At 58.9% G+C, this 6,852-nt stretch carries 5 protein-coding genes and 1 pseudogene; 2 read left to right on the top strand and 4 right to left on the bottom strand.

Annotated features, from left to right (window positions below):
* Both HX846_RS28545 and HX846_RS28540 read right to left on the bottom strand, forming a co-directional pair.
* A partial coding sequence (locus HX846_RS28545; RefSeq protein ID WP_178966583.1) for an alpha/beta fold hydrolase occupies positions 1-345 on the bottom strand: 345 nt, incomplete at its 3' end.
* Positions 346-387: 42 nt separating this feature from the next.
* Positions 388-978, bottom strand: a complete 591-nt coding sequence (locus HX846_RS28540) for an amino acid synthesis family protein (protein ID WP_087694298.1) — start codon at positions 976-978, stop codon at positions 388-390.
* A gap of 278 nt (positions 979-1,256) precedes the next feature.
* On the opposite strand from HX846_RS28540, the gene katG reads away from it, so the two are divergent.
* Positions 1,257-3,527 (top strand): catalase/peroxidase HPI, encoded by a 2,271-nt coding sequence (gene katG, locus HX846_RS28535; protein ID WP_178966581.1) that lies wholly within the window; start codon positions 1,257-1,259, stop codon positions 3,525-3,527.
* A gap of 44 nt (positions 3,528-3,571) precedes the next feature.
* Here the strand turns inward: katG and HX846_RS28530 are convergent, their stop codons facing one another.
* A complete protein-coding gene (locus HX846_RS28530; protein WP_178966579.1) occupies positions 3,572-5,332 on the bottom strand; it encodes an EAL domain-containing protein in 1,761 nt (586 codons plus the stop codon).
* Between the two features lie 216 nt (positions 5,333-5,548).
* Positions 5,549-6,388 (bottom strand): EcsC family protein, encoded by an 840-nt coding sequence (locus HX846_RS28525; RefSeq protein ID WP_177009355.1) that lies wholly within the window; start codon positions 6,386-6,388, stop codon positions 5,549-5,551.
* Between the two features lie 163 nt (positions 6,389-6,551).
* Between HX846_RS28525 and HX846_RS28520 the strand changes: the two are divergent.
* Positions 6,552-6,852 (top strand): annotated as a pseudogene (locus tag HX846_RS28520) (alpha/beta hydrolase); the annotation flags it as partial.

Genomic DNA, 6,852 nt, shown 5'->3' with positions numbered 1-6,852 from the left:
CAGGCCTTGCAGGCGTTCGGGGTAATGCAAGGCAAACGCCCGCGCAACCAGGCCGCCCATGGAAAACCCGATCACCGTTGCCTGAGGCAGTTGCAGGTGGTCGAGCAGTTCCAGCAACTGGTCGGCATACCCCAGCAGCGGGGTGCCGGCAGCCGGGCGTGGGCTGGCGCCATGGCCCAGCATGTCATAGGTGATCACGCGATAATTCGTGGCCAGGCCAACGACTTGCCCGCCCCACATTTCTTTATTCAGGCCCACGCCGTGGATCAAAACCACAGGCTGGCCTTGGCCGGTCGCCAGATAACTGGTGCCAGCCGGGGTGCGATCAGCGGTGAGCTGAATCATGGAGCGCTCCTGCATGTTTTTTGTTTGGGTGACCGGTCTTGCTTACTGGGCTTTCTCGGCTGCCAGCTCTTCCAGGTCGATGTAACGGTTGCCGATGCGTGGGTGCAGGCGGCCGCCGTCGGCGCACCCAAGGACCACCACGATCTCGTCGGCACGCGGGGAATCTTCTATCTGCATTTCCAAGGTGATGTAGTGCGAGCGCAGCCCTTCGTCATCCTTGTGCATCATCGGGATTTGAATCGATGTGCCCGGGCCACCGCGCTTGTTGGTAAAACTCAGGTAGCTCTTGGCCTTGACCGCTTCGCGGTAGTGGTTGCCAAAGCGCAGGGTATGGATGATTGCCGAGGCGTGTTCGATTTCACCGTCGGCACCGACCACGGCGGCCTTGCCATAGGCTTCGATGTTGTCTGCACCACCGATAATGCCAATCAGGCGCTCCACCATCAGTGCGCCGAGATCCGAGCAGTTGGCACGGATTTCCGGTTTCAGGTCTTCGACAAAACCGCGACCCAGCCACGGGTTTTTCAGGACGACAGCCAGGCCCACCATAGTCACTGGCGTGTCGGAGGCCTTGCCGCCTTCAATAAAGGTTTCTTCTACATAGCTGACGATCTTGCGGATTTCAAAACTCATGGCTGCTCCACCTGGGTGCTGATTGGTTTGTGTATGATGGTATACCATAATACCGCAAGCGCAAGAGCTGCAAGCAAACTGAAGATGGGTTCGCGCGATAAAAGGTCGAGCGGATGGCTTTTTCTGGTCTTGAGATCCCAGTGGCTCTTATGCAGGGCGGGGCCCCAGGACGGCTTTCAATCCCAAGAACAGGTCTATCAGGGGATAACGTTGCAGCTATTAGAGTTTTCTGCGAACGAGGCTAATCTTTGAAAACGTCACTAAAAGGTGTGCCAAGCATGTCAACTGAATCGAAATGCCCTTTCAACCACGCTGCGGGTGGCGGCACCACGAACCGAGACTGGTGGCCCCAGCAACTGAATCTGAAGATCCTGCATCAGCATTCCTCCCTCAGCGACCCTATGGGTGAGGGCTTCGATTACGCCAAGGCGTTCCAGAGCCTTGACTTTGAAGCGGTCAAGCAGGATTTGCGCGATGTCATGACGCAATCCCAGGACTGGTGGCCGGCGGACTTTGGCCATTACGGCCCGCTGTTCATTCGCATGGCCTGGCACAGCGCCGGGACCTACCGTACCGCCGACGGTCGCGGCGGTGCCGGTTCCGGTCAGCAGCGCTTTGCACCGCTCAACAGCTGGCCTGACAACGTCAGCCTGGATAAGGCCCGTCGCCTGATCTGGCCGGTCAAGCAAAAGTACGGCCGGCGGATTTCCTGGGCCGATTTGATCGTACTCACCGGTAACGTCGCGCTGGAGTCGATGGGGTTCAAGACCTTCGGGTTCTCCGGCGGTCGCCCGGATGTCTGGGAGCCGGACGAGGACGTTTACTGGGGCGCCGAGACCACGTGGCTGGGGGGAGAAGAGCGTTACGGCGTGCAAAAGAAAATGCAGCAGCCGGGTGATGGTCCGTTGGTGGCTGAACCGCAGAACCATGGCAACGAAGAAAGCCGCACCGGAGGCGGTGAGCGCAACCTGGAAAATCCCCTCGCCGCTGTGCAGATGGGCTTGATCTACGTGAACCCGGAAGGGCCTGAAGGTGTTCCGGATCCGGTCGCCTCGGCGAAGGATATCCGTGAAACCTTCGGTCGCATGGCGATGAATGACGAAGAGACCGTAGCCCTGATCGCCGGCGGTCACGCCTTCGGCAAGACCCACGGCGCAGGTCCGGCGGATAACGTCGGCCCGGAACCGGAAGCGGCTGGCCTGGAAGAGCAGGGGCTGGGCTGGAAAAACAGCTTCGGCAGCGGCAAGGGCGGTGACACCATCACCAGCGGGCTGGAGGTGACCTGGACTTCGACGCCGACAAGATGGAGCAATGAGTACCTCGAAAACCTCTTCGGCTTTGAATGGGAACTGACCAGGAGCCCGGCGGGCGCCCATCAGTGGACACCGAAGAACGGTGCCGGCGCCGGCAAGGTTCCGGATGCCCATGATGCCGGCAGGCGGCATGCGCCGAGCATGCTGACCTCGGACCTGGCGCTGCGTTTCGATCCGGCGTACGAACAGATCTCCCGACGTTTCCTGGCCAACCCGGACCAACTGGCAGACGCCTTTGCCCGTGCCTGGTTCAAACTTACCCACCGCGACATGGGCCCGCTTGCGCGTTATCTCGGCCCGGAAACCCCCGCGGAAGAGTTGCTGTGGCAGGACCCGATTCCTGCGGTCGATCATCCGCTGGTGGATGAACAGGATGTGGCGGCGCTCAAGCAGAAGATTCTCGCCGCGGGGCTGACGGTCTCGCAGCTGGTTTCGACGGCATGGGCAGCGGCGTCCACCTTCCGCGGCTCCGATAAACGCGGAGGAGCCAATGGCGGGCGCCTGCGCCTGGCTCCGCAGAAGGACTGGGCGGTCAACCAGCCTGAGCAACTGTCGGGCGTACTGAAGCGTCTCGAAGCTATTCAGGGCGACTTCAATACCGCACAGACGGGAGGCAAAAGGATTTCCCTGGCCGATCTGATCGTGCTGGCGGGCAGTGTGGGGGTTGAGCTGGCGGCCAAAAATGCCGGCCGCCAGACCACGGTGCCTTTCACGGCAGGGCGCACGGATGCTTCCCAGGAGCAGACGGATGTCGAGTCGTTCGGTTTCCTTGAACCGGTCGCCGATGGCTTTCGCAACTACCAGAAGGGGCACTACAAGGTGTCTGCCGAAGCGTTGCTGATCGACAAGGCGCAACTGCTGACATTGACCGCACCCGAAATGACGGTGCTGTTGGGCGGACTGCGGGTCTTGGGTCTAAATGTCGGGGAAAGCAAGCACGGGGTGTTCACCGAGCGCCCGGGAATCCTGACCAATGACTTCTTCAGGAACCTGCTGGACATGGGCGTTGAATGGAAGCCAGTCACCGGCAGCCACGATACCTTTGAGGCGCATGACCGCAAGACCGGTGCCGTCAAGTGGACTGGCACCCGGGTCGACCTGGTGTTCGGTTCGCATGCCCAGTTGAGGGCGCTGTCCGAAGTCTATGGCAGTGCCGACGCCGAGGAGAAGTTCGTCGAGGACTTCGTGGCGGCCTGGACCAAGGTGATGAACCTGGATCGCTTTGAACTGGCCTGACACTGGCGCCTGACGTTTACAGGCCCACGCTGTGGGCCTGTTCGCTAGCGGCCTGGGCTGATCCAGGTTTCCAGGTCCGTTGCGGTCATGGGCTTTGCTATCAGGTAGCCCTGCGCTTCGGAACATCCCCACTGTATCAAGAGGTCGAGGATTTCCTGGTTTTCTACGCCTTCGGCAACGACTCGGTAGCCGAGCCCTTTCGCCAGGCCTATCAGGGTTTTAACCAACTGCTTGTCATTTTGATTGCTGCCCAGCCCGCTGATCAATGATTGATCCAGCTTGACGGTAGTGGCCGGCAGTTCCTTCAGGTACGCCCAGTTACTGTAGCCCGTGCCGAAATCATCAACCGCGACTTCTATGCCAATCTGCCGAACGCGCTGCAGTTGCCGGATGACTTCCTCAGGGTTGGTCATCAACATGCTTTCGGTAAACTCAAGTTCAAAGTCGGCAGGGTCAAGGTCATGCCGGTGAAGCTCATGAATCATCGCGTCCACGAACTCGGAGCTTTCCAGATCGCTGACGGTAATGTTCATCGCTATTCGCAGGCGCACGCCTTGTGCTTTCCAGGCTGCGGCTTGCCGGATGATTGCCTTGAGCACCCATAATCCAACGGACGGTATCAACGCGGTTTTTTCGGCCAGGGGGATGAACTCGGCAGGGCTGATGGGGCCAAGCAACGGATGGTTCCAGCGTAGCAATGCCTCTACTGAATCACAGCTTCCCGAGGGCAGTTTGACTTTGGGCTGATACACCAGGCTGAACTGTTTGTCGCAGCTGACCGCTTCCGGCAATGAACTCAACAGCATGAACGCGCGTTGTTGAGCCGCATCAAACTGGGGTTCATAAAGAGACCAGCCCAGCTTGCGGTCACGCGCCTCATCTGCCGCACTCACCAGCAGGCGTAGCCAGTCTTGCGGGCCGGAATGGTGAATGGGCAGCACGCCAATCCCGACTTGCATGAGGATGGGGATGCCGTGGCATTCAACAGGCTTTTTGAAGTCCTTGAGAATACTTTCGCAGATGTGCTCGGTGGTTTGATTCTCCTCAAGGATGAAGCCAAACCGCGTCGGGCTGATTTTGTAAAGCAGGCACTGCGCGGGTAACAGGTTTTGCAGGCGAGATTTGATCGCCAGAACCAGGTCTCCGGCAAAGCTGTAGCCCAGGGCCTTTACAATATCGTTGAGAAACTTTGGCGAGATAATGTCAACTGCGTACACATGGCACGCGTTTTCAAGCTTAAGCGCTTGACGTATATCTTCCTCAAGCCTGAGTCGATTGAATAGCCCCGTCGGTTGGTCTACGAAGTTGCGGGACCGCATGCCCTGTATGCGCATCATGACCAGCTCGGCAAAGTCGTTGAGCATTGCACTGTCACGCTCGCTCATGGGAGGGCGGGGGACAGTATCAATGATGCAGAGACTTCCCAGGGTAAAGCCATCCTCCGTGATCAATGGCGCGCCCGCGTAATAACGAATATGCGGCGGCCCCGTGACCAGGGGATTGTCTTTGAAGCGGGCATCCAGCGTTGCGTCCGACACCTCCAGCAGGGCGTTGTCCAGGGTAGAGTAGGCGCAAAAAGACACTTCTCGCGGTGTCTGCGTTTCTGTAATTCCCACCCGTGCCCTGAACCATTGCCGGTGTTTATCGACAATTGAAATCAGTGCGATGGGGGCGTTGTAATAGGCAGACGCCATCTCGACGATCTTTTCAAATACATCATCACTATCGCTGTCGGTTGGACAAAATTTCGCGACCTCTTTTAGCCGTTCAATTTCATTCGGCGGAATAGGAGCGCCTTCGCCCATGACAATCCTCAAAGTGGTTATGTTCGTATAACAAGGTATCAGACAGTGCCATCATTATGATGTTGTTTTTCTATTCATCAGATAGCTCAAGGGTATGGCGTCCGGGTGATCTCTTCCTGCGTATCTCCCTAATTCTTGCGCCCTGCGGATGAATGTACGCGCGGGGCAGCGAAGTGGATGCACGGCATTAAAAATTTTTCCGGCATTTCCGCGCTTCTAGTTCACCCGTGGCGCCGCCTTGATGGCCATGTACGCATCCTTGATGGGCTCAAAACCATATTTCTCTTCCAGCCGTTTAACGATGAAGTGCCCCCGCGCCATGTCCTGGTAGAAGTGGGTGAACAGTGCATTGATTGTCGCCCCGGTAAAGGCGCCCATCACGGGAACGGCCTGGGCTGCGAACTTGCTGGAAATGGTAAAGCCAAAACGTGTCGCGACTTTATCGATGAGGATCGCCAGCCATTTCCCGGCTTGGCCCGGGGACAAGCTGCTGATGGCCTTGGAGCCCTGCTTGGCGGCGATCCCCGCCAGCTCCTTGGACAGTTGTTGCATGGCCTGGGTGGTGAAGCTGCGGGTCATGTAGTAACCGGTCTCCGTTGCATCGTCGGCCTGGCTGGTGCCACCCATGGCAAACACCTCGATGCAGGCTTGTTTGGTCGAAAAGTCGCCCAGGTCGAAACCCTCGCTGCGCGCCACGTCGGCGACCGCGCGCATCATGATGGTGGTGGAGATCGGCAGCTCGATAAACAGCGCCGCGAAACCGAAGGCCCCGCCGATGGCGCCCGAGGTGGCCGCAAAAGCCTTGTGCAGCCGGGTCGAGGCCGGTTTTCTCGGACTGTTGTCCAGGCTTTTCAGCGCCGCGCCGGCGGATGAATGCAGCGCTGCCGCCACCGCGCCATTGATCCGTTTGGAAACCACCCCCGGCAATGCCTTTACCGCGCTTTCAATCGGGGAGCCGATCATGCCGGACAGCCTGGCCGTCAGGGAGGGTGACTCCAGCAAACCGACGGCCCGCTTGAGATCCTGATAGTCCTCGGGATTGTCTCTGATGCTCACAGGCGTCTCCTTGAAATTTTTCCGGCTTTGATAAAACAAAGACCCGCGAAGAGGGCCATCGTGCCGTCACGCTTTACCCATTCTTTACCTGCGCGGGTGCTGCGTTCGCCGGCGGGTCGGTTAGGCTGCCAGTTACCTTGAACTGAACGGCGGTGTGAATCGAATGAACCTTCAACCTCGGTACTGGCTGGCGGTGAGCGCCCTGGTGGGCAGCCTGGGATTGATTGCGGGGTGTGCGGGCGATCCGCCAAACCCGCGGGCCGAATTCAGCGAGCGGGTCAACAAGGAACTGAGCACCGCGTATCAACCGTCCCATTATGAAACGTCCGGCTGGGGCGCGACCTGGCAGCTCGACAAGCAATCGGTGAACGTTGCGTGGCTGGCACCGGTGACCCACGAGCGCTTGCCGCTGATTATCTACTTGCCGGGTTTGGGTGAGCCGGCCTCGGGCGGGGTGGCGTGGC

It is taken from the genome of Pseudomonas sp. K5002 (genome assembly GCF_013386655.1).
Classification (GTDB): Bacteria; Pseudomonadota; Gammaproteobacteria; order Pseudomonadales; family Pseudomonadaceae; genus Aquipseudomonas.
This window is presented reverse-complemented; position numbering and strand designations above follow the sequence as displayed.